Here is a 21,019-nt window from a genome sequence, read left to right on the forward strand (position 1 = left end):
TCAGCTCCTGAAAAGCAATGCAGACATGACGAAATTGAACATCAGCACCAGCAGCGAGGCGTTCACCACGGCGCGGGTGGTGGCCACGGAGGTGCCCTCGATGGTCGGCTCGGCGTGGAAGCCCACGTAGGCCGCGACCAGCGCGGCGGTGCCGCCGAACACGGCGGACTTCAGCAGCGCCACGCCGAAGTCGTCCCAGAAATCCACGCTGTTCTGCAGCGCCGACCAGAACGTGCCATTGTCGAGGCCGAGCACGTGCACGGCTTCGAAATAGCTGGCGCTGATCGCCAGCGAGCAGAAGAAACCGGTCAGCAGCGGTACGGTCAGCACCGCCGCCCAGAAGCGCGGCGCCACGGCCTTCGCCACCGGATCGATGGCCATCAGCTCCAGCGCCTTGATCTGGTCGGTGGCGCGCATCAGGCCCAGTTCGGCGGCGATGGAACTGCCGGCGCGGCCGATGAAAAGCAGCGCGGTCAGCACCGGGCCCAGTTCGCGGTACAGCGACAGACCCAGCAGCGTGGACAGCGCGTCGCTGGCGCCGAACGTGGTCAGCGTGCGGTAGCCCTGCAGGGTCAGCACCAGGCCCACGAAGGCGCCGCCCACGGCGATGATCGGCAGCGAGCGGCCGCCGATCTTGTAGATCTCGCGGGTCAGCTCGGCCAGGAAGTCGCGGGTCGGCGTGGATGCACGGAATACCGACAGCGAGAACAGGCCGGCACGGCCCAGCGACCGGATGGCGGTGGCGAAGGCCATCAGGCGGCCTCCCCGCGCTTGACCGTGTCGAAGGCGATCGGGCCGTCCGGCTCGCCACGCAGGAACTGCCTCACCAGCGGGTCCGACGTGGCGTCGAGTTCGGCGGAGGTGCCCGAGAACACCAGGCCGCCATTGGCGATTACCACCGCCTGGTCGGCGATCGGCAGGGTCTCGTGCACGTGGTGGCTGACGATGATGCTGGTCAGGCCCAACGTGTCGTTGAGGCGCTGGATCAGGCTCATGATCACGCCCGAGGCGATGGGGTCCAGGCCGGTCAGCGGCTCGTCGTAGAGCATCAGTGGCGGATCCAGCGCCAGCGCGCGCGCCAGCGCCACACGGCGCGCCATGCCGCCGGACAACTCGCGCGGGTAGGCGTCGGCGGCGGCACGCAGGCCGACCGCGTTCAACTTCAGGTCCACCAGTCGGCGGATCAGCGCCTCCGGCAGCTTGGTATGCGTGCGCAGCGGCAGCGCCACGTTCTCCGCCGTGGTCAGGTCGGTCAGTAGGCCGTTGCCCTGCAGCAGCACGCCGATGCCCTTGCGCATCTCCAGCAGCGCGCGGCTGCCGTGCGGCACGGGCTGGCCGAACACCTCCACCGTACCCGCGGCGGGCGGTAGCTCACCGGTCAGCGCGGCCAGCAGCGTCGATTTGCCGCTGCCGGACGGGCCAAGGACGGCGGTAATGCTGCCGCGCGGCACCGTCAGGTCGATGCCGCGCAGGATGGTGCGGCCGCCGCGGTCAAGGCGGAGGCCGGACAGGTGCACGGCAGGGGCGTCGGCAGGCGTCATGGGCGTCGTCGGCGAGCGGGGTGGCGGAGCGGGGAGTAGCGGGTTAACGGAAAAACAACGCTGTAGCTTCACGGCCGACGGCTGAACATAAACCGTACCGCGCAGTTTGATTATTGTGGCACCCGACCGCCGCCCGCGCGCACGGTCGTGCGGGATGCTGTGGCCCAAACCGCCGCGTCTCCGGCGCCATGCCCGGCATCCGGCACAATGGCGACGACGATGACGACCGACGCCACGCCCGACTTCCGCCTCTACCACTCCAATGCGCTGGAGGTGCTGGCGGGCCTGCTGGCACGGGAATTGAGCACGCCCGCGCCCGGCGTGCCGCTGCTGGCGCCGGACACCGTGCTGATCCCGCAGGTCGCGATGCGGCGCTGGCTGCAGGCCACGCTGGCCACCGAGCACGGCATCGCCGCGAACCTGGAATTCCTCACCCCCGGCGAGTTCGTCGCACGTGCGCTGGACGCCAATGTGCCGGGCGAGGGCGACGATCTCGATGCCGCGGCGCTGCACTGGCGGCTGTACGCCGCACTGACCGACCCCGTGCTGCTCGTGCGTCCGGCCATGGCGCAGATCGCCGCCTACCTGGCGGGTACCGCATCGCGCCGGCCCGATCCACTCAAGCCGTGGGCGCTGGCGGGGGAACTGGCCGACGTGTTCGAGAAGTACCAGGCCTGGCGTCGCGACTGGTTGCTGCGCTGGGAAAGTGGCGCCGATCCCGACGACCCGCAGGCGATCCTGTGGCGCCACGTTGCCGGCGGCCACGACTACCGCGCGCGGCGCATCCAGCGCTATCTCGACCGCTTCGAGGGCGCGGGCCAGCCGTTGCCGCAGGGACTGCCGCCGCGCGTATTCGCGTTCGCCACGCTCAATGTCTCCCCCGACGTGCTGCGCGTGCTGGCCACGCAGGCGCGTGTGGGCACGCTGCATTTCTATGTCCCTTCGCCGGTGAAGGACTACTGGGGCGACCTGCAACGCCTGCGCGCGGGCGCCGAGGACGACACGACCGCGGACGCCCGCCTGCTGCAGGCCTGGGGCGCGGCGGGGCGCGATTTCATGGCCGTGATCGGCGGCTACGAACTGGTGCACCCCACCTTGGACGTGCGCGGCCATGCCGATCCCGGTGCGGGGGGAGGCAAGTTCCGGGGCAGCCTGCTGCGGCGGCTGCAGTCGGACCTGTTCCATCGCCGCCCGCAGCCGCTCGACCTGCTGCCGGCCCTGCGCACCGACGATCCCAGCCTGCAGGTGCACGCCTGCCACACACGCCTGCGCGAACTGCAGGTCCTGCACGACCAACTGCGTGCGTTGCTGGAGGACGAGCGCTTCGATCCGCCGCTGCAGCCGCGCGAAATCGCGGTACTGGCGCCGGACATCGACCCGTACGTGCCCTATCTGGAAGCCGTGTTCGGCGCGCCGGGCGATGGCGACCGGTTGCCGTACGCGCTGGCCGACACCAGTCCGCTGGCCGGCGAGCCGTTGGCCGACGTGCTCGTGCGCCTGCTCGGCCTGCCGGTCTCGCGCTTCGGCACCCACGAGATCCTCGATCTGCTCGCCAGTGCGCCCATCGCGGAGGCAGCCGGTCTCGATGCCCCCGCCTTCGAGCGCCTGCACGCATGGCTGCAGGCCGCGGGCGCGCGCTGGGGACTGGATGCGAAGCACCGTGCCGCGCACGACGCGCCCGCCGACGATGCCTACACCTGGCAGTTCGCACTCGACCGCCTGCTGCTGGGCCACGCCAGTGGCGCGCAGGACGACATCGCCGGTGTCGCGCCCTGGCCGGAACTGGAAGGCAGCGCGCTCGATGCGCTCGATACCCTGATCCGCCTGCTGCGCGTGCTGGCCCGCCACCAGAAATCGCTGGGCGAGGCGATCACGCCCGCGCAATGGCGCGAACGGCTGCTCGGACTGCTCGCCGCACTGCTGCCGCGCGAGCCCACGCTGCCCGCCCGACAGCGCGCACTCGACCGCCTGCGCATGCTCATCGACGACTTCGCCGCGCAGGCGGAGAAAGCGGGCTATGCCGACACCGTGCCGGCCGACGTGGTGCGCGCGCACTTCACCACCACGCTTGCCGAAGCCGATACGCGCGCGCCCCTGCTGACCGGCGGCATCAGCTTCGGCCGCATGGTGCCGATGCGGCTGTTGCCGTTCCGCGTGATCTGCGTGCTCGGCATGAACGATGGCGACTATCCGCGCCGCGATCCCGCCGCCGGCCTGAGCAAGCTCACGGCCGAACTCGGCACCGACAAGCGCCGGCATGGCGACCGCTCGCTGCGCGAAGACGATCGCTTCCTGTTCCTGCAACTGTTCGCCGCCGCGCAGGACGTGTTCCTTCTCAGTTATCTCGGTGCCGATCCGCGCGACGGCAGCGCACGCGAACCGTCGGTGCTGGTCAGTGAACTCATCGACGCCGCCGCGCGGCAGCATGCCGATCCGGCGTGCGTCGCCAGGACGCTGGTGGTGCACCACCCGCTGCAGCCGTTCTCGCCCGCTGCGTTCGGTGGCGACGAGGACTCGCGCCGTTTCAGTTACCGGCGGCAATGGCATCCCGCCGCCGGCCAGCTGGCGGGGCGACGCTCGCCCCTGCCGCGCTGGTTCCCGGGCGACGCGATGCCGCCACCTGACGACGCCGGCTCCCCGCTGTCGGTCGACCTGTTGCGCCGCTTCCTGACCGCACCGGCCGAGCAGTTCCTGCGCCAGCGGCTCGGCTTGCGGCTGGACGGGATCGACGAGACGGGCGACGACGTCGAACCTCTGCTGCTGCCGGGCCGCGGCCTGGCGCGCAGTGAAGTGCAGGCGGCCGTGTTCGCCGGGGTGCTGCAGGGCGACGATGACGCCACGCTGCATGCCGCCCTGCGTGCCCGCGCACTGCTGCCCTCGGGTACGTTGGGGCGACGCACGCTGGCTGCGCTGCGCAGCGAGGTGATGCCGTATGCACGCGCCTTCGCCGACTGGCGTGGCGGCGACGTGCCGGCGACGCAGCGCATCGAGGTGGACATCGACGGCGTCGCATTGCACGGCACGCTGGCGGGCGTGTATCCGCACGGGCTTGCCCGCGTTCGCATCGGTACTCCGGGCGGAACCGCGGCGATCCGCGACGGCCTGGACTGGCTGCTCGCCAGTGCGGCCGGCCTGGCGCTGCCCCTGGTTCAATTCCACGAGGGCGGCAGGAAGCCGGCATCCGGCCATCCGTTCGGTCCTCACATGCGCCCGCCGCTCGCTCCGGACCAGGCGCTCACTGTGCTCCGGCACCTGCTCTGGCTGCGCGGACAGGGCCTGCGCGAACCGCTGCCGTTCGCGCCTTACAGCGGTTGGGAATTCTTCGCCGCCGCGCCCGACATGGAAGCGGGCCTGAAGGAAGCGGCGAAGAAATGGTACGGAAGCGAGCGCAGCTGGAGCGAAGGCAGCGGAGATGCGCTGCGGCTCGCGCTGCGCGGGCGCGATCCGTTCAGCGATGACGCAACGCGGCTGCGGTTCGCGGATCTCTCGATGTCGATCTATCTCGCGGTCACGCAGGGCGAGGTCTACGCCGGCACCGATCCCGATGCGTTGCGCGCGCTGGCCCCCGTCTTCGACGCGGAGGACGCTGGATGACCGCCGCGCGCGATCCCTATCTCGCGCTGCCGCTCGATGGCGTGCAGTCCATCGAGGCGTCCGCCGGTACCGGCAAGACCTTCACCCTGGCCACGCTGGTCGTGCGGCTGTTGGTGGAAGGCGGCCTGCGCATCGGCGAGATCCTGGCCGTCACTTTCACCGAGGCCGCCACCCAGGAGCTGCGCGCGCGCATCCGTGCCCGTCTGCTGCTGGCGGCATCGCTGCCCGCCGTCGCCGCCGCCGATGAAGGGCCGGAGGTGGCATTGACGCGCGCGCTCCTCGACGCGCATGTCGCGCGGAGTGGCGAATCCCCCGCTGCACTGCATCGTCGCCTGCGCGACGCCGCCGACGGCATGGACCTGGCGGCGGTGTTCACCATCCACGGCTTCTGCGCACGGGTGCTGCGCGAGCACGCCCTGGAAAGCGGGCATGGTTTCGATGCCCCGGTGTTGCTGGCCAACGACACATCGCTGCGGCAGGAAATCGCGGCCGACCTGTGGCGCGCGTATGGCGTGGACGATGACGGTGCGGAGGATCTGCTTGCGCTATGGAAGGGCGGTCCCGGGGCCTTGGCGGCCGACCTGCCCGCGCTGCTGCGTGAGCAGCGGTTGCAGCCGCACCCCGTCGATCCGTTGCCTGCCGACCCTGCACCCGCCTTGCGCGCGGCGGGCGAAGCACTGGCTGCCGCATACCGCGCCCACGGGAACGCGTTTCGTGATGCGCTGGTCGCCGCGGTGGAGGGCAAGGTGTTACACGGCGGCAGCTACAAGGTCGAGTGGATCACCGGGCTGTTCGACGCGCTGGGTGCGTGGGCGATCGCGGACGATGCAGGCGCGCCATTCGCGCACGACAAGCTGCCGCAGCTGCGCCATGAGGCGCTGCTGCAGAAAACCAGCAAGGGCGGCGCGGGCCGCACCCCGGAATCGCCGCTGACTCATGCCATCGATGCCTATCTGCAGGCGCAGGACCGCGTCGACGCCTACAGCGAAGCACGCCGCGTCGCCCTGCTGCATCGCCTGCGCGACGATGCCCGGGCACGGCTGGCGCTGCGCAAACAGCAGCTGCGCGTGCAGACCTACGACGACCTGATCGACGGCGTCGCCGACGCGCTCGAAACGCCGCATGCGGACGCCCTGGTGCAGCGCCTGCGGGCGCAGTACCGCGTCGCGCTGGTCGACGAGTTCCAGGACACCGATCCGCGCCAGTGGCGCATCTTTGACCGCGTGTTCGGCAGCAGGAGTCCGCAGCCGGCGCTGTTCGTCATCGGGGATCCCAAGCAGGCGATCTACGGCTTCCGTGGCGGCGACGTGGAAACCTACCTCGCCGCGCAGGCCGATGCCGTCGTCGCGCCGCCGCTCTCGCACAACTTCCGCTCGCGGCCCTCGGTGCTGCGCGCCATCGAAGCGCTGTACGCACAGGCCGGCGACGCCGCGTTCGTCGATGCGCGGATCCGTTTCCATCCGGTCGCGCCCGGCGGCACCCGTCACGATGACGACTTCCAGCGCCATGGCGCGGCCGCACCCGCGCTGACCGTGTGGCAGGCGCCATCGCCAGCGCCCGGACCGGACGGCAAGCTCAAGCCCTGGGACGCAGGCACCTCGCGTGAGCTGGCCACCGCTGCCTGCGTGGCCGCCATCCATGGCGTGCTGGTCGAGGCGCGGTCCGGCGCGGCGACGATCGCCGGCAGGCCCGTGCGGCCCGGCGACATCGCCGTGCTGGTCCGCACGCACCGGGATGCCACCCGCATCCGGCAGGCGCTGGCCGAGGTCGGCATTCCCGCCGTCGCGGCCGGCAAGCTCAGCCTGTTCGCCACGCCGGAAGCGCGCGAACTGCACGCGCTGCTGGGCACGTTGATGCACGGCGCGGACGACGGCCATCTGCGCACCGCGCTGTCCACCGTCCTGCTGGGCGTGGATGCCGCCGGCATCGCCGCACTCGAGACCGACGGCGATGCGATGCGCCGCTGGCAACAGCGCGCGCAGGACTGGCGCGAACGCCTGCAACGCGGCGGCCCGCTGGCGCTGGTCAACGACCTGTGCGCGGAGCACGCCCCGCGCCTGCTCGGGCTGCTCGACGGTGAGCGCAGGCTCACCAACTACCTGCAGACGGCCGAAATGCTGCAGGAAGCCGACGCGCGGACGCTCGGCCTGCCCGGCCTCGTCGACTGGCTGGCCGCTGCCATCGCCGATGCCGGCACCGGCGCCGATGACGACGCGCAGCTGCTGCGGCTGGAATCCGACGCGCACCGCGTGCAGGTGGTGACACTGCACAAGAGCAAGGGCCTGGAGTATCCGCTGGTGTTCCTGCCGTACGCAGGCATCGGCGGCAAGGCGCCCGATCCCGGCCAGCGTGTCGTCGTCACCGACGCGGCCGGCCGGGTGCTGCACTGGAAGCTGCAGGACGAGGTCTCCGGTTGGAGCGCGGCCAAGGCGCAATGGAGCGAGGCGCAGCGTGCGGAAGACGCGCGCCTGTTGTACGTCGGCCTGACCCGCGCCTGCCACGCGCTGTGGCTGGCAGCGGGCGCCTTCTACCAGCATGCGCAGTCTCCGCTGTGGGCGATGGTGCGCGATGCCGACGCCTTGGTGGCGCGCGACCCGGGCATCCGCATCGATCCCGCGCCGCCGCCCGCCGCATTGCCGTGGTTGCCGCCCGTGGCCGAGGGCGCGGTGCCGCCCGCCCGCATCGCCCGGCGCTCCATCGCGCCCGACTGGTGGGTCTACAGCTTCACCCAGCTTGCGCATGCCGATGCGGGCCACGCCATCGACGCCGCCTCCACCGAGGCCGATGGCGCGGCCGCGGACGAACCAGTGCAGCCGCCCGATGACGCAGACGCATCCCCCGATATCACCGCCGACGCGTACGACCCGCGTTTCAGTGGCAGCCGTTTCGGCAACGTGCTGCATGCGGCGCTCGAAGACACCCGCTTCAGCGCATGGGCGCAGTGGCGGGTGGGTGATGCGGCGCCGGAAGGAGAGCATGCTGCCCTGCTTGCCGCGCTGCGCAGGGAAGGCTACGCCCAGGACGACCTGGCCGACGGCATCGCTCTGCTCACCTCGCTGGTCGGGCGCACGCTGACCGTCGCGCTGCCCGAGGGCGGCGCACTGCATGCGCTGGGCGAATACGAGCGGCGTGCCGAGATCGAATTCCACTTCGCTCTCGCGCCCACTGCCGTGCCGGCGCTGCTGGCGCTGCTGCACGCGCATGGCGTGGTGCGCGCCCGCCAGGGCTTCGGCCTGCGCACGCGGCTGGAAGGGTTGATGACCGGCAAGATCGATTTGACCTACGTACGTAACGGCCGCTGGTACGTGCTCGACTACAAATCCAACCGCCTGCCGCGCTACGACGCGCCTGCGCTGGCCGCCGCGATGGCGCACAGCGAGTACGACCTGCAGGCCCTGGTCTACACCGTCGCGCTGCATCGCTGGCTGCGTTTCCGCCTGGGCGACGGCTACGACTACGCACGCGACTTCGGCGGCATCCGCTACGTGTTCTGCCGTGGACTCGAACCCGCGCGCGATGCGTCGCTCGGGGTGCATGCGCAGCGCTTCGCGCCGGAACTGGTGCATGCACTCGACGCCCTGTTCGCAGGCCACGGGCAGGAGGTGGCCGCATGAGCCTGCTCGATGCCCTGTTCCGCAACGGCCACCTGCGCACCCTCGACCACGCCCTCGCGCAGAGCCTGCGTCGGCTGGACGCGTCCACGCCCGACACCGTGCTGGCCGCCGTCGCGCTGGCGTCGCTTGCCGTCGCCAAGGGCCATGCCGGACTCTCGCTGCGCGAGCCGAAAGCACTGCTAGATGCCGAAGCCCCCATCGACTGGCCATCCGCCGACGCGTGGCGCGCATGCCTTGCTGCCTCGCGCTGGGTGGCCACGCCGGACGATGCCGATGCCGCCGCCGATCCGCACGCGCCGCTGGTGCTGGAACAGGACCTGCTCTACCTGCGCCGCTATCGCGAGTACGAACGCGCGCTCGCGCTCGGATTGCAACGCCTCGCCGTGCACCCGGTGCCGGCAACCGGCATCGATGCGCTCGCGCCTTTGTTCGCGCAGCTCTTTCCGCCGGCCGCGCATGATGCCCACCAGGCGCGTGCCGCCGCGCTCGCGCTGCGCCATGCCCTGCTGCTGGTCACTGGCGGCCCGGGTACCGGCAAGACCACCACCACCGCGCGCCTGCTGGTGCTGCTGGCCGCACAGGCGCAGTACGCAGGCCGCGCCGCGCCGCGCATCGCCCTGGCCGCGCCCACTGGCCGCGCCGCCGAACGCATGGCCGAAAGCGTCCGCCATGCGGTGCAGGCTTTGGCGGCGCAGGGCGTGGACGCCGACCTGCTCGCAACGCTGCCCACCACGGGGACGACGCTGCACCGGCTGCTCGGCACGATTCCGGATTCGCCCCGCTTCCGCCACCACGCCGACAACCCACTGCCGTTCGACGTGGTGGTCGTCGACGAAGCCTCGATGATCGACCTGCCGCTGATGGCCAAGCTGGTCGACGCCGTGGCCGATGGCACGCGCCTGGTGCTGCTGGGCGATCCGGACCAGTTGCCATCGGTGGAAGCGGGCGACGTGCTGGCCGCCATTCTCAGCGCGGCAGGGGACGGCAACGACATCGACATGCAGGATGCCGGGGCGCTCCGCCCGCTGCTCGGCGATGTTCCGCGCACTGATCACCATGCTGGCGGGGATCATCGACAGGACCGCTTCGCCGGCATCCGCGTGCACCTGCAGCGCGGCTGGCGCCAGAGCGAAGCCCTGCAGTTGGCACCGCTGGCCGCTGCCGTGCGCGAAGGCGATGCCTCCGCCACGCTCTCGCTTCTGCGCGGCGACACGCTGGCCGGCGTGCGGTTCCACGAAGACCTGGCCGATCCCCTGGACATGCAGCGCGAAGACCTGTGGTCGCACTGGCGCGCGCTGGGCGAAGCCCCAACGCCCACCGACGCGCTGGCGCTGTCCGCACGCCTGCGCATCCTCACCGCCGTGCGTGAAGGCCCGCAGGGCGCGCGCACCTTGAACACCCGCATCGAGCGCCTGCTGGTGGAGGGTGGTACCGGCCTGCAGCGCGCCGGGCAAGGCCACTTCCACGGCCAGCTGGTCATCGTCACCGAGAACAGCTATCGCCACCGCCTGTTCAACGGCGACATCGGGCTATGTTTCCGCGATGCGCAAGGCGTGCTGCTGGCCTGGTTCCCGGGCGACACACCCGCACAGCCGCGCGCGTTCCACCCCGCATCGCTGCCCGCGCACGAGTCCGCATTCGCCATGACCGTGCACAAGGCGCAGGGCAGCGAGTTCGACGCGGTCTGGCTCTTGCTGCCCGCGCGCGGCAACCGCGTGCTGTCGCGCGAACTCGTCTACACCGGCATCACCCGCGCCCGGCGCGAGCTGCACATCGCCGGCAACGAAGTGGTGATCCGCGACGCACTGTCGCGGCATGCAAGCCGATGGTCCGGGCTGGGGTGGCGGTTGGCGCAGCCACGCATCGCGTCGTGACACCGCAGTGCCGTGCGATCGCATCGCACGCGCGTCGCAAAGCATGAACACGGGTTTGCGGTCACGCCCCCAAGGGCGTATACCTGTCCTGGCTGACTGGCAGTCTCCTCCGCCGCCTCCCGCGGGCCGATTTCTCTCCCTCTCGGCTTACCGAACGCGACTGAGCGCGTGCCGAGGAGGTGCGTATGACGAATCAGCAAGTCCAGGTCTTCATTCTCCATCTGGGGTCGCAACAATCCATTGGTCCCGGCGATCTGCGGGTCATGTGGGCCACGGCGTGCGAGTCGCTGGATATCGCAGTGTCGCGGCGCGAGCTTGGCCACGGCCACAACACCGGTCGCCCGTGTTTCAGTCTGTGGGCGGGCCGCCAATTCCATCGCGCACCGGCCGAAAGGCGGATGCGTGCCCTGCTTGAAGCGCGTGGTTTCCTGTTCACGCTTACGCATACCGCCCTGTAGGAGGGTGCATGGCTTTTGATGTCGGGATCGGCAAGTGCCGGTCGGTATCGTCGGATTCGGTCGAAGTGTGGGTCGACGGTTCCATCGTCCGTCGGCTGGTGCCGGAGACCAAGTGGCAGCGTGATGGCATCAGCGTTCTGCATGTGCCGTCGAAGCTGTGCAGTGCCCGTCATCCGTTGACGGTGGGCGAGGAGGTGTTCCTGGACACCGGCCTGATCAACGCCAACAGCGTGGGCAAGCTGGATGTGGCCGGAGGCGGCGAGTTCGCCAAGGCTCGCCTGTCGATGCTGGTGCCCACCATCGACCCGACCCCGACCCCCCCCCAGCCCTCGCGCAAGGCGAGCTGGCGCTGAGAACCTCCCGCGCGTGCCCCGGCACGCGCCGTCAGGCAGTGGTTGCTCCCTCCCGATGATCGAAGCGGCCCCACGCGGGCCGACGGATGGTGCGTGCCCGACTTATCCTGCGCAGCACATGGGTTGGGGTGAGCGCAGGGAAGCCCAATGCCGTACCTGATACGCCGCCGTCCCAGACAGCAGAAGGCCCCGCGACGCGGGGCCTTTCTTTTGCGGCAATACCATCACGTGGCCGGCGATACCGGCCACGCCTCATTCCCCGCCAGGCCGCTTCCCCGTGACCGACCACTGGGTCAACGTGCGGAACGCCTCGCCAATCTGCTCCGGGGAAAACCCGCAATGCCCTTCGCCCGCGTCGGGCAGCACCAGCGGTGCGATGACGTCCCCGCCCGCGCGCACGAGGGCCGCATAGAGAGGCTGCAGGCGCGGCGCGATGGTCGGGTCGCCGGTGTTGTACTGGATCACCAGGGGCTTGCGCACCTGCCCGGTGAGCGCCGGTGCGGTGGCTGCATAGGCCATCGCCGCCGCATCGCCCGCATGGCGTGGCACCGCTGCATTGAACACCGCGTTGTCGCCAAACCCCGTGTACACCGTGCGCGTATTGTCCACCGGCAGCCCACCCGCGCGGCGGCGCATGTCGTTGAACACCAGGGCATGCAGGCTGACGATGCCGGGCACCGTGTCGACAGGAACCTCTATCCGCTTGGCCAACAACGCGGCGGCGTGCGGGTTGCCGGGCAACGCGCCGGTCACCGTGTTCATCACGTCCATCTGCCCGAGCTCCACCGCGGCAGGGCCGGACAGCCCACCGTCGGGTACGCCCGTGGCTCCGGGGAAGAACGCATCGAACGCCACCAGCGTGGTGAACAACTCCTCCGCCAACCGAGCGCCCGGCACGTTGGCGCCGCACAGCGACAGCGCACCGTCGTACTGCGCCGGCTGCTGTTCAAGACTGGCCACCGCGATGCCGCCGCCCATCGAGAAACCCACCAGCCACGTGCGGCGCGGCACGCCATGGCGTTCGACGAAGTGCGCGCGCAGGCGCTCCGTATCGTCGATGCCATCGCGCATTGCCCAGCCCTGCGTCGCGAACCCGCTCTGCGCCACCGCGTATCCCTTCGACAGGAACACCGGCGTGGCCTCGTTGGCCGGCCACGGCGACGCGCGCGGCACGCCGACCGGCTCGAAGCCGTGCACCAGCATGACCAGCTCGCCATTCCAGTCGACGGGAATGTCGATGCGGTACGGCGCGGCGGCCAACGTGCCGGTGTCTTCCGCCGGCGCAGCCACCGCCGTGGAGGCATCCACGGCGTGTGCCGGCGGCAACACCAGCAGCAACGCGATCGGCAGGCAGGTGAGCAGACGGTGCAGGCGCATGGCGGAACTCCTTGTCAAAGCGATGCGGCGGACGCCGTCACCACATCAGGTCGTCGGGCACCTGGAACTGCGCGTAGTACGCATCGTCTTCGGAGGTGGCGGCTTCGGTCTTGGTGCCCTGGCCGTGGTCCAGCACGATCATGCCGGCATCGCGTTCGCGCACCTTGTCGGCGGCTACGCGTGGCAGCAGTTCGTAGCGGTCGTCCAGCTGCACGATCACCAGCGCGCCGGCCGACAGCTTCCGGCGCAGGTCGTCGTTGACCAGCACGGTACGGATGGCGCCGTGGGCGGTGAAGCGGTATTCCAGCTCACCGGTGCGCGGCACCTTGCGGTCTTCGATGATCTGCCGCGCCTGTGCACGCAGTTCCGCGCTGCGCGCCTGCGCCTTGCGCTCGGCTTCGATGGCGCGGTCGCGTTCGGCTTTCTCGGCGCGTGCCCGTTCCGCATCGCGCTGGATGTCGTTGGGCGCGGCCGGTCCCTTGCCATGGCGCGCCTTGTTCTGCTCGCGCGCGACCTCGGCCAGTTTGGATTTCTTGACCAGCCCTGCCTTGAGCAGCTGTTCCTGTAGCGGATTTCCCTTTGCCATGTCGTGGTGTCGTGCAGGAGGTTTCCGCGCCATCATACCGGCCGTCCCCGCCCGCCACCCGCCGTCCCCGCCCACGATGGATGCCCTGAAATACCTCGCCGGGTACCCCGCCGACCTGCAGGCGCGCGTGCGTGCGCTGATCGCGCAGGAGCGGCTGGGTCCGATGCTGGCCGACAAGTACGGCCAGCTGCATACGGTGCGCAGCGACGGCCAGCTGTACGACTACGTGCAGGCGCTGAAGGAACGCCACATGCGCCGCTCGGTGCCGCTGGGGAAGGTGGCCTACGACAGCACGCTGCAGGTGATGAAGCATGCGCTGGGTACCCACACCGCGATTTCTCGCGTGCACGGCAGCCGGCTGAAGGCCAGCCGCGAGATCCGCATCGCGACGGTCTTCCGCGACGCCCCCGCGGAGTTCCTGAAGATGATCGTGGTGCATGAGCTGGCGCACCTGAAGGAAGCCGACCACAACAAGGCCTTCTACCAGCTGTGCACGCACATGGAACCCGACTACCACCAGCTGGAGTTCGATCTGCGGCTTTACCTGACGCACCTGGAGATGGGCGCAGGCAGGTAGATCGGTTAACCGCAGCGCGCCCAGGGCATGAAGAGGGGACCTGCTGTCCTCAACGCCTCTCCCTCGCACCGCGTGCGGAGAGAGCAACTGTCTTGATCCAGGCGCAGCAGGAAGCGTTGAGGTGGTTGCGCATGCGCGCCTTCAATCAGTACCAAGCGTTCTGCGCGAAGAGCACCCCTCATCCGCCCTTCGTGCACCTTCTACCCGCAAGCGGGGAGAAGGTGAAAGTCCGGGCACGTCTGTGTTCAGTGACTGCGAAAGCGCGCGTGTGCATCAACGTTCTACAGCGCTTCGCGTGTGCAGGGCGCGCGCGATACCGGATCGGCGCAGGCAACCACCGGCTGGCCGCACGATGGAACGTGCCGGAGGTACGCGGCATTACTGTGCCGCCGACCGATCCGGTCCAACGAATGAAAGAGGTGAATCGCATGCACGTGAACAGGACTCTCTTCGCGACCGGCCTGTTGTGGTTAGCGGCCTGCACCGGCACCGCAGGGTCGGATTCGCGCGAAGTGACGGCAGCGCAATGCCGTGCCTACTACGAGCACATCTACCGGCTCGACGGCGCCGATCTGCAGGCGATGATGGGCGAGGAGCTGCTGGCCAGGGAGTCTGCGGTCTGCGCCGAAGCCGGCACGGTCACCAAGCGCCATTACGACTGCGCCATGGCGGCGCGTTCGGTGGACGACCTGCAGGCCTGCGGCGCGCCGAACACCTGACGGCCCGCCTCATGTCAGGCAAGGCCGCGACCGGGAACGGTCGCGGCGGCAACGGCGTCAGCGCGGCTGGCACACCGGCGGGTTGGTCATGCCGAACGACAGCAGATTGCCGCCATTGACGGTGCAGGCATACGTTCTGCCGTTGCGGGCCTTGAGGGTGACGTAAGTGTTGGTGCCTTCGGTGCGGCGTTCCGCGATGGTGAGTTCCGAGGGGGACAGGCCCAGCACGCCCCCGGTTTCGGACAGGATGCGTTCGTCCGACAGGGTGTTGGTGCGGCTGGCAATCGAGCTGCAACCGGCGGCGGTGAGAGAGCCGAGTGCCAGGGCATGCCAGGCGAAGGTGCGAAAACGCATCGTGTGAATCCTTTTCATGATGGGGGCCGGAGAGGCAACGCACGCGCAGACCCCGGAAGCGCGCGCGGGTGGATCACAGCGCCAGTTCGAGCGTCGCGTCGGCGTTGAACGTGACCGACCAGCGCCTTGCGCTGATGGCGCGCAGGTCGTACAGGCCGTAAGGCGTGACCAGCGCCGCACGCGACAGCGAGCTGTCGGCGGTCAGCGAGACGATGCGCAGGCGTTGATCGGGCCACGCGTAGGCGCTGGCGAAGAACGCGCGCAGCGGTTCGATTTCGGTGGCGACCAGTTCGCCGACGCAGCGGCCGTCCTCGATGCGGAACGAAGCGTCGGTGTCGAAGCGCGCGCCCTTCAGCGTGCCGGCCAGGCGACCCGAAGCGGGGCAGGCCGCCGCGACCAATCCGTTCGGCTGCGGCCGGAACGGCGCCGCCAGCAACTGCGCGGTGGGCTCCATCGCCGACACCCACCTCGCGTTGGACAGCATACTTGCGGCGGTGTCCTGTGCCGGCCACAGCATCAGCATGCTGCGCGCGCCGGTGGTGATGCCGGCGTGGTGCGCGATGGGTTCGCCGTCGGCATCGCGGCCGATGCGCCAGCCGAAGCCGACGTCGTAGGTGCTGTCGTGCGCGGGCTCGCCGCTGACCAGGCGCGTGGGCTGCTGCATCGCCTGCCAGCGCGCGGCGCCGACGATGCGGTGTTGCAGCACGCGGCCGCCGAAGGTGGCCAGCGCTTCGGGCGTGGCGGCCAGTCCACCCCCGGGCCAGGTGTAGCTCATGTCGGTGCGCGGTACGTGGCGCACAGCGCCGTGTTCGATGTCGTACAGCTGCGAAGCGCGTCCGCCATCCGTTTCGCCGTCGGCACCGATCGCCAGGCCATCGGTGACGTGGTGGCGGACGTAGTCGAGGAAGTGTTCGCCCGAACGCGCTTCGATCACCGCGCCGAGCAGCGTGTAGCCCCATGACGAATAATGGTAGGTAGTACCGGGCGCCGACAGCAGCGCGCGGCCGGAGAAAATACCGACCGCATCGCGCGCGGTCGGATAGCGGACGCGACCGAGCACTTGCAGGTCGTTGCCGGCGTAGTGCGGTGCGCCGGAGGTGTGCGACGCAAGCTGGCGCACCGTCACGGGCGACCACGCCGCCGGCAGCCACGGCAGAGCGTCACCGACAGGTGCGTCGATGTCGATACGGCCTTCTTCCGCGAGCTTCGCCGCCGCGGTGGCGGCGATGACCTTGGAGACGCTGGCCAGCCGGAACACCGTATCGCGCTGCACCGGCGCGTGGGCTTCGACATCGCGCAGTCCCGCGCAGCCGGTCCACACCACGCGGTCGTCGCGCCACACGGCGGCGCCCATGCCCGGCACACCGTTGGTGGCGACCAGCGCCTGGAGCAGTTGCTGCGCAGTGGCGGCGCCGGCATCGTCGGACGGCCCGGTGCAGGTGTCGGCGGCAAGCGCGGGCGCAGCCATGCAGGACAGCGCAAGCACGCATGCGGTGGAGCGCAGTGGTGCGGACGGACGGAAAGAAGTGACGCGCATCGGACGGCTCCGGAAGGGGAGCCCTCACCCTAGTAGCGCGATCCTGCGTTGTCGTCGCGTGTGCGGCTGCACGTGCACGCGCTGCGCCGATCCGGTGGGGCGGTGTTCGCGCGGCGGGTAAGACGGCGTGCGCCGGCGCCGTTGCCGGGGTCAGCCGCCCGCGTGAAGCGCAGACAGCAGCGCGTCGATGTAGGTGCGGCTGACGCGCACCGGCGTGCCATCGTGCAGCCGCAGCACCGCATCGCGGTTGGTCAGCGGCTGCAGCTCCCCCACCTGGTCCAGGCGCACGATGGAAGAGCGGTGCACGCGCACGAAGCGCTCCGGGTCCAGCTGTGCGGCGAGCTGGTGCAGGGATTCGCGCACGATGTACGTGCGTTCGCCGACATGCAGCACCGCATAGTCGCCGTCGGCGCCGATCCACGCGACGCTGTCGGCGCGGATGAAGAGCGTGCGATGGCCGATCCGCACCGAGAATTTCTCCAAGTGCCGCGCCAGGGTGGCGGCGGGTGGCGTGCGCGCCGTGTCCAGGTAGCGCAGGCGCAGCAGCTGGCGCGCGCGGGTCAGCGCTTCGGCAAAGCGCGCGTCGTCGACGGGCTTGAGCAGGTAGTCGACGACGTTCAAGGCGAACGCCCTGACCGCGAAGCTGTCATGCGCGGTCAGCAGGATCGCCAGCGGTCGCTGTTGCGACGGCAGCGCCGCCAGCACATCCAGGCCGGTCATGCCAGGCATCTGCACGTCCATGAAGACCAGGTCCGGCGGTTGCGCCTGCAGGCCGGCCAGCGCGGTGGTGCCGTCTTCGTATTCGCCCACCACCTGCAGATCGTCGAACGCGGCCAGCAACGACAGCACGCCACGTCGTGCGAGCGGTTCGTCGTCGACCACGCAGACGCGGATCACGCAGCCGGCTCCGGCACGGTGCGCAGCGGCAACGTCAGCCGGACGCGGTAGCGCTCCGCGTCGATGCCGGCCTGCAGGCTGGCGCGGTCCGGATAAAGCCGGGCGAGGCGGCCACGCACGTTGTCCAGGCCGACGGCGGTACGCGCGTCCTCCGATCGTGGTGGTGCTTCTTCGTGCGCTGGCAGGTCGTTGTCGATACGGATATCCAGCTGCGTATCGTCGCGGGCGATGCGGATGTCCAGGCGGCCCGGCGCACTGCGCGGGGCGATGCCGTGTCGGATCGCGTTCTCCACCAGCGGCTGCAGCAGCAGCCCGGGCACGTGCGCACCGAGCACGCCGTCACCGACATGCCATGACAGCAGCAGGCGCCGGCCCAGCCTGGCCTTCTCGACTTCCAGATAGGCTTCGGTCATGGCGATTTCTTCGGCCAGCGTCACCTCGTGGCCGGCACGCGCATCGAGCACCGCGCGCAGGAAATCGCCGAGCCGCGCCAGCATCTGCCGTGCTTCCGGGCCCCGCTCCTCGGCGACCAGTGTGGAGACCGCGTTGAGCGTGTTGAACAGGAAGTGCGGCTGCAACTGGTAGCGCAGCGCGCGCAGTTCGGCATCGCGCGCCAGCGCGCGTGCTTCCAGGTGCTCGGCCTGTTCGCGGCGCAGCTCCGCGTAATACGTCACCACTGCATGCACCGCGCAGTACGCCACCAGCACCAGCCAGGCGCCTTCCAGGCCACGGAACAGCAAGCCGACATCCAGCGCGCCCGGCGTGACGAGCCGCGCCAGGCTGCCGGACATGAAGGCCTGCAGCGCCACGCTGAGCAGGCGCGTGGCCAGTGTCATCGCATAGGTGGCCAGCAGCAGCACCAGCGCGATCCGCCACACTGCCATGCCGCGCCGCCACAGCCACCGCTGCAGGGCGGTCAGCGGCAGCACCCACAGCACGAACGCCGACAGGTACAGCGTGCGCGCCAGCGTGGCGTTGCCGTGGCCGAGGATCGGCATGGCCATCACCAGCAGGCAGGCGCCGAGCGGCAGCCCGGCCAGCACCGGCAGCCAGAACGGCGGCAGCGCGTGCCGGCTGGCGCGCACAGGCGTCATCGGCATGCCGCACCGTGTTCGACGCAGGTGGGTGGAAGCGTGGACAGGCACATGATGCGGAGAGGTGGCGGGCTCAGGGTAGATACGGACGCGCAACGGCGGGTGCCTGCGGCGACAGCTCAGCATGATCGCCGGCACCACGGCCAGCAGGGTGCGCCAGGGCGGTGATGCCATGCGGTGATGCGGTGGCTGGCATGCGCGGCGCGGGCGGTGTGTCGGTGACAGCGACGTCCACGGCTCGCGACGCGTTACGGCAGCCGCTTGAACGTCGTCGTCTGCAGGAACGGGGTGCCATCCTTGTGGAAGGCGGCCTTGGTTTCGGTCAGCGTCCTGCCGTCTTCCGTCACCGAATAGATGCGTGTCGATGACGGCGTGCCCTGGTAAGCGAGCTGCAGCACCACCACGTTGGGCGCCGGCATCTTCGCCGTGCCGACGTCGGCCCAGTAGCTGCCGGTGATCTTGCCTGGCGTGCCATCCAGCGCCAGCGTGGCGTCCGAATCCATGGTGCCGCCGTTCGGATCGACGATCTCGATGTGGGTCGACCACAGGCCGTCGCCGGGTTGCCTGAATTCCATCGTCACGCTGCGCGGGCGGGCTTCGGGCGGCATCGGCAATGTCGCGACATCGAGTGCCCATCGACCGATCAGCGGTGACGCGGCCAACGTCGGCGTCGCGTGCAGGGCGAGCATGGCCAACAGGGCGAGGGACTTGGTCTTCATGGAGCCTCCGTGCAGGGTGGCGCGATGGCGGCGGGAACCACCTCCGTCGCGGGCAGGGCGACCATGCCATTGCACCTGCAGCACTGTCCAGCCATGCAGCCCCGGCAGGCGCAACGCGCCCGGGGTAAAGCGAAGTATCGGGATGTGCAGTGCCGGATGCGGCCCTGGCCTCACCCGGGCGCGATCACGGTGAAGTAGATTGCGCGTGCAGCAGCAGCGACGGCAGCGCGCGCCGCGGCCTCGTCTTGCGCTGCGCGTCCTTGCTTCCGGACCAGAAATGGATCTCTCGCTTGAGGTGCTGCCCGAAGAACACCGCCACGCGTTGCACCACGCCGGTCTGCACGACCACCAGCATGGGTTCACTCGCCTCGGCCGGAATGGGCCAGCCTTCGTTCTCGGCGCATTCCACCGCGCGGTCATTCAGCAGGTGTGCGACGCGCTGGAAGCCGGATGCATTCGAGATGACGCGATGCAGCTTGGTGTTCATGGCGGCTCCGGACGTTGTGCGAGCCGGCACACTGCGGGCGCGGAAGCTAGCCAGTCTCGGAATCCCGCGCGAGGCCACGCTAGCACGTCGCCAGCATGCACGACGCGGTTTCGGACAGGCGGGCGTCACGCCACGATCACGGCGGGGCGCGCATCGTGGCGCCGCTACGGTGCAATACCGTATCGGCTGCTCAGCCGCGCAACACCTCTTCCCATTCTCCGCATTGAGCTGCACCTGGCATCGCGCCGGGTCACGGCCTTGGCCGTCCACGAGACCCGTGACGGGGTCCATCCCGCAGGAAATCCCATGGAAATGCAGCAGAAAGAAGGCCTCGTTCAACAGAACCTGGTAGGCACGCTGAGGAGCAACCACACGTTCGGCACGTTCGCCCACGCCATCGACAAGGCAGGCCTGACAGCATCACTCAATGGCAGTGACCAATACACCCTGTTCGCGCCGACCGATGATGCGTTCTCGGCGTTGCCCGCCGGTACGCTGGACCGGCTGCTGGAGCCGTCCAACAAGGACGAGCTCACCGCGCTGGTGAACTACCACCTGGTCACGGGTCGCAAGACCACGGCCGACGTCGGCAAGTGGAAGTCCGCACGCACCGTGCAGGGCCAGGGAGCCCCGGTCACGGTCGCCGACGGACAGTTGAGCATAGGCGGTGCCCATGTGGTGCGGCCCGACATCATGGCCAGGAATGGCGTGATCCACGGCATCGACAAAGTGAACATCCCGGAATCCAAGCCTCACTGAGGTGAGGCAGCAAGGGAATGCAGGCGGCGAGGAGCAATCCCCGCCGTTTTTCTTTGTGGGCTTGACGGAACCTGCACGTAGGACCCCGGATGCTGCACACGGTCCAGGCAACACGCGAGGCATTCGATGAAATCCAGGCATCTGCGCATGGGCATCGGCTTCGTGCCGATCTTCGAGGCCAACGGCGTGCAGGCGGCGCAGATGGTCATCAGGCCCGGTGGCAGGGAAGGCGGGCCGGACAATCGCCATCGCGGCGCCGACCAGTGGCTGTTCGTCGCCGAGGGCCAGGGCGTGGCCATCGTGGAAGGCGCGCGCCGCGCGCTGAAGCCCGGCAGCCTGCTGCTGATCGAACGCGGCGAACGCCACGAGATCCGCGCCACCGGCCGCACGCCGCTGAAGACGGTCAACTTCTATTCCCCGCCCGCTTACACGCCCGACGGCGATGAGCGGCCGGCGGGCAAACCCTGATACACGACGAG

The 21,019-nt window shown here is 69.8% G+C and carries 19 protein-coding genes; 9 read left to right on the top strand and 10 right to left on the bottom strand.

Annotation, left to right across the window (positions count from 1 at the left end; all coding sequences use genetic code 11):
• Positions 1–753: an MlaE family lipid ABC transporter permease subunit gene (locus tag FB548_RS00900; RefSeq protein WP_142122896.1), complete on the bottom strand. Its 753-nt coding sequence runs from the start codon at positions 751–753 to the stop codon at positions 1–3.
• On the bottom strand, positions 753–1,541 hold the full coding sequence (locus FB548_RS00905; RefSeq protein WP_142122897.1) for an ATP-binding cassette domain-containing protein: 789 nt from the start codon (positions 1,539–1,541) through the stop codon (positions 753–755). Before FB548_RS00905 ends, FB548_RS00900 begins: the two co-directional genes overlap by 1 nt.
• 219 nt (positions 1,542–1,760) lie before the next feature.
• On the opposite strand from FB548_RS00905, the gene recC reads away from it, so the two are divergent.
• The 5 genes from recC to FB548_RS00930 all read left to right on the top strand — a co-directional run bounded on the left by recC (position 1,761) and on the right by FB548_RS00930 (position 11,434).
• Positions 1,761–5,135 carry an exodeoxyribonuclease V subunit gamma gene (gene recC / locus FB548_RS00910; protein ID WP_142122898.1) on the top strand — a complete coding sequence of 1,125 codons (3,375 nt, stop codon included), beginning with the start codon at positions 1,761–1,763 and terminating at the stop codon, positions 5,133–5,135.
• Entirely contained in the window at positions 5,132–8,749 is a 3,618-nt protein-coding gene (locus FB548_RS00915) for an exodeoxyribonuclease V subunit beta (RefSeq protein WP_142122899.1), read from the top strand. The genes recC and FB548_RS00915 overlap by 4 nt, the downstream gene beginning before the upstream one ends.
• Positions 8,746–10,623: an exodeoxyribonuclease V subunit alpha gene (recD, locus tag FB548_RS00920; protein WP_142122900.1), complete on the top strand. Its 1,878-nt coding sequence runs from the start codon at positions 8,746–8,748 to the stop codon at positions 10,621–10,623. The genes FB548_RS00915 and recD overlap by 4 nt, the downstream gene beginning before the upstream one ends.
• Before the next feature lie 185 nt (positions 10,624–10,808).
• Positions 10,809–11,081, top strand: coding sequence for a hypothetical protein (locus FB548_RS00925; protein ID WP_142122901.1), 273 nt, complete (start codon positions 10,809–10,811; stop codon positions 11,079–11,081).
• 8 nt (positions 11,082–11,089) lie between these two features.
• On the top strand, positions 11,090–11,434 hold the full coding sequence (locus FB548_RS00930) for a hypothetical protein (protein ID WP_142122902.1): 345 nt from the start codon (positions 11,090–11,092) through the stop codon (positions 11,432–11,434).
• A gap of 252 nt (positions 11,435–11,686) precedes the next feature.
• On the opposite strand, the gene FB548_RS00935 is transcribed toward FB548_RS00930, so the two are convergent.
• Positions 11,687–12,811 (bottom strand): alpha/beta fold hydrolase, encoded by a 1,125-nt coding sequence (locus FB548_RS00935; RefSeq protein ID WP_142122903.1) that lies wholly within the window; start codon positions 12,809–12,811, stop codon positions 11,687–11,689.
• A gap of 37 nt (positions 12,812–12,848) precedes the next feature.
• Positions 12,849–13,397: a DUF2058 domain-containing protein gene (locus FB548_RS00940; RefSeq protein WP_142122904.1), complete on the bottom strand. Its 549-nt coding sequence runs from the start codon at positions 13,395–13,397 to the stop codon at positions 12,849–12,851.
• Positions 13,398–13,473: 76 nt separating this feature from the next.
• Here FB548_RS00940 and FB548_RS00945 point away from each other — a divergent pair, with 76 nt between their 5' ends.
• Together FB548_RS00945 and FB548_RS00950 are read left to right on the top strand one after the other, a co-directional pair.
• Positions 13,474–13,974 (top strand): M48 family metallopeptidase, encoded by a 501-nt coding sequence (locus tag FB548_RS00945; protein ID WP_142122905.1) that lies wholly within the window; start codon positions 13,474–13,476, stop codon positions 13,972–13,974.
• Positions 13,975–14,105: 131 nt separating this feature from the next.
• Complete coding sequence (locus FB548_RS00950; protein ID WP_142122906.1) at positions 14,106–14,693, top strand: hypothetical protein; 588 nt, start codon at positions 14,106–14,108, stop codon at positions 14,691–14,693.
• Between the two features lie 57 nt (positions 14,694–14,750).
• Here the strand turns inward: FB548_RS00950 and FB548_RS00955 are convergent, their stop codons facing one another.
• The 6 genes from FB548_RS00955 to FB548_RS00980 form a co-directional block, all read right to left on the bottom strand.
• Complete coding sequence (locus tag FB548_RS00955; protein WP_142122907.1) at positions 14,751–15,047, bottom strand: hypothetical protein; 297 nt, start codon at positions 15,045–15,047, stop codon at positions 14,751–14,753.
• 73 nt (positions 15,048–15,120) lie between these two features.
• Entirely contained in the window at positions 15,121–16,584 is a 1,464-nt protein-coding gene (locus FB548_RS00960) for a serine hydrolase domain-containing protein (protein ID WP_142122908.1), read from the bottom strand.
• A 150-nt stretch (positions 16,585–16,734) separates the two neighbouring features.
• The gene (locus FB548_RS00965) at positions 16,735–17,481 is read right to left on the bottom strand and encodes a LytTR family DNA-binding domain-containing protein (protein WP_142122909.1); all 747 of its coding nucleotides are present in this window, start codon (positions 17,479–17,481) and stop codon (positions 16,735–16,737) included.
• Positions 17,478–18,581, bottom strand: a complete 1,104-nt coding sequence (locus tag FB548_RS00970; RefSeq protein ID WP_221625891.1) for a histidine kinase — start codon at positions 18,579–18,581, stop codon at positions 17,478–17,480. Before FB548_RS00970 ends, FB548_RS00965 begins: the two co-directional genes overlap by 4 nt.
• A gap of 242 nt (positions 18,582–18,823) precedes the next feature.
• Positions 18,824–19,294, bottom strand: a complete 471-nt coding sequence (locus tag FB548_RS00975) for a LuxR family transcriptional regulator (protein ID WP_142122911.1) — start codon at positions 19,292–19,294, stop codon at positions 18,824–18,826.
• Between the two features lie 184 nt (positions 19,295–19,478).
• On the bottom strand, positions 19,479–19,781 hold the full coding sequence (locus tag FB548_RS00980; RefSeq protein ID WP_142122912.1) for a hypothetical protein: 303 nt from the start codon (positions 19,779–19,781) through the stop codon (positions 19,479–19,481).
• Positions 19,782–20,087: 306 nt separating this feature from the next.
• On the opposite strand from FB548_RS00980, the gene FB548_RS00985 reads away from it, so the two are divergent.
• A complete protein-coding gene (locus FB548_RS00985; protein ID WP_255470266.1) occupies positions 20,088–20,540 on the top strand; it encodes a fasciclin domain-containing protein in 453 nt (150 codons plus the stop codon).
• 126 nt (positions 20,541–20,666) lie between these two features.
• A complete protein-coding gene (locus tag FB548_RS00990) occupies positions 20,667–21,008 on the top strand; it encodes a cupin domain-containing protein (protein WP_142122913.1) in 342 nt (113 codons plus the stop codon).
• Positions 21,009–21,019: the final 11 nt, after the last annotated feature.

Origin of the sequence: Pseudoxanthomonas sp. 3HH-4 (assembly GCF_006716465.1) — a bacterium.
Lineage (GTDB): Bacteria > Pseudomonadota > Gammaproteobacteria > Xanthomonadales > Xanthomonadaceae > Pseudoxanthomonas_A.

Excerpts from the sequence above, each read along its gene's own strand:
- FB548_RS00900 (WP_142122896.1), bottom strand. The coding sequence starts at position 753 with ATGGCCTTCGCCACCGCCATCCGGTCGCTGGGCCGTGCCGGCCTGTTC.
- FB548_RS00905 (WP_142122897.1), bottom strand. The coding sequence starts at position 1,541 with ATGACGCCTGCCGACGCCCCTGCCGTGCACCTGTCCGGCCTCCGCCTT.
- recC (WP_142122898.1), top strand. The coding sequence starts at position 1,761 with ATGACGACCGACGCCACGCCCGACTTCCGCCTCTACCACTCCAATGCG.
- FB548_RS00915 (WP_142122899.1), top strand. The coding sequence starts at position 5,132 with ATGACCGCCGCGCGCGATCCCTATCTCGCGCTGCCGCTCGATGGCGTG.
- recD (WP_142122900.1), top strand. The coding sequence starts at position 8,746 with ATGAGCCTGCTCGATGCCCTGTTCCGCAACGGCCACCTGCGCACCCTC.
- FB548_RS00925 (WP_142122901.1), top strand. The coding sequence starts at position 10,809 with ATGACGAATCAGCAAGTCCAGGTCTTCATTCTCCATCTGGGGTCGCAA.
- FB548_RS00930 (WP_142122902.1), top strand. The coding sequence starts at position 11,090 with ATGGCTTTTGATGTCGGGATCGGCAAGTGCCGGTCGGTATCGTCGGAT.
- FB548_RS00935 (WP_142122903.1), bottom strand. The coding sequence starts at position 12,811 with ATGCGCCTGCACCGTCTGCTCACCTGCCTGCCGATCGCGTTGCTGCTG.
- FB548_RS00940 (WP_142122904.1), bottom strand. The coding sequence starts at position 13,397 with ATGGCAAAGGGAAATCCGCTACAGGAACAGCTGCTCAAGGCAGGGCTG.
- FB548_RS00945 (WP_142122905.1), top strand. The coding sequence starts at position 13,474 with ATGGATGCCCTGAAATACCTCGCCGGGTACCCCGCCGACCTGCAGGCG.
- FB548_RS00950 (WP_142122906.1), top strand. The coding sequence starts at position 14,106 with ATGCGCGCCTTCAATCAGTACCAAGCGTTCTGCGCGAAGAGCACCCCT.
- FB548_RS00955 (WP_142122907.1), bottom strand. The coding sequence starts at position 15,047 with ATGCGTTTTCGCACCTTCGCCTGGCATGCCCTGGCACTCGGCTCTCTC.
- FB548_RS00960 (WP_142122908.1), bottom strand. The coding sequence starts at position 16,584 with ATGCGCGTCACTTCTTTCCGTCCGTCCGCACCACTGCGCTCCACCGCA.
- FB548_RS00970 (WP_221625891.1), bottom strand. The coding sequence starts at position 18,581 with ATGCCGATGACGCCTGTGCGCGCCAGCCGGCACGCGCTGCCGCCGTTC.
- FB548_RS00975 (WP_142122911.1), bottom strand. The coding sequence starts at position 19,294 with ATGAAGACCAAGTCCCTCGCCCTGTTGGCCATGCTCGCCCTGCACGCG.
- FB548_RS00980 (WP_142122912.1), bottom strand. The coding sequence starts at position 19,781 with ATGAACACCAAGCTGCATCGCGTCATCTCGAATGCATCCGGCTTCCAG.
- FB548_RS00985 (WP_255470266.1), top strand. The coding sequence starts at position 20,088 with ATGGAAATGCAGCAGAAAGAAGGCCTCGTTCAACAGAACCTGGTAGGC.
- FB548_RS00990 (WP_142122913.1), top strand. The coding sequence starts at position 20,667 with ATGAAATCCAGGCATCTGCGCATGGGCATCGGCTTCGTGCCGATCTTC.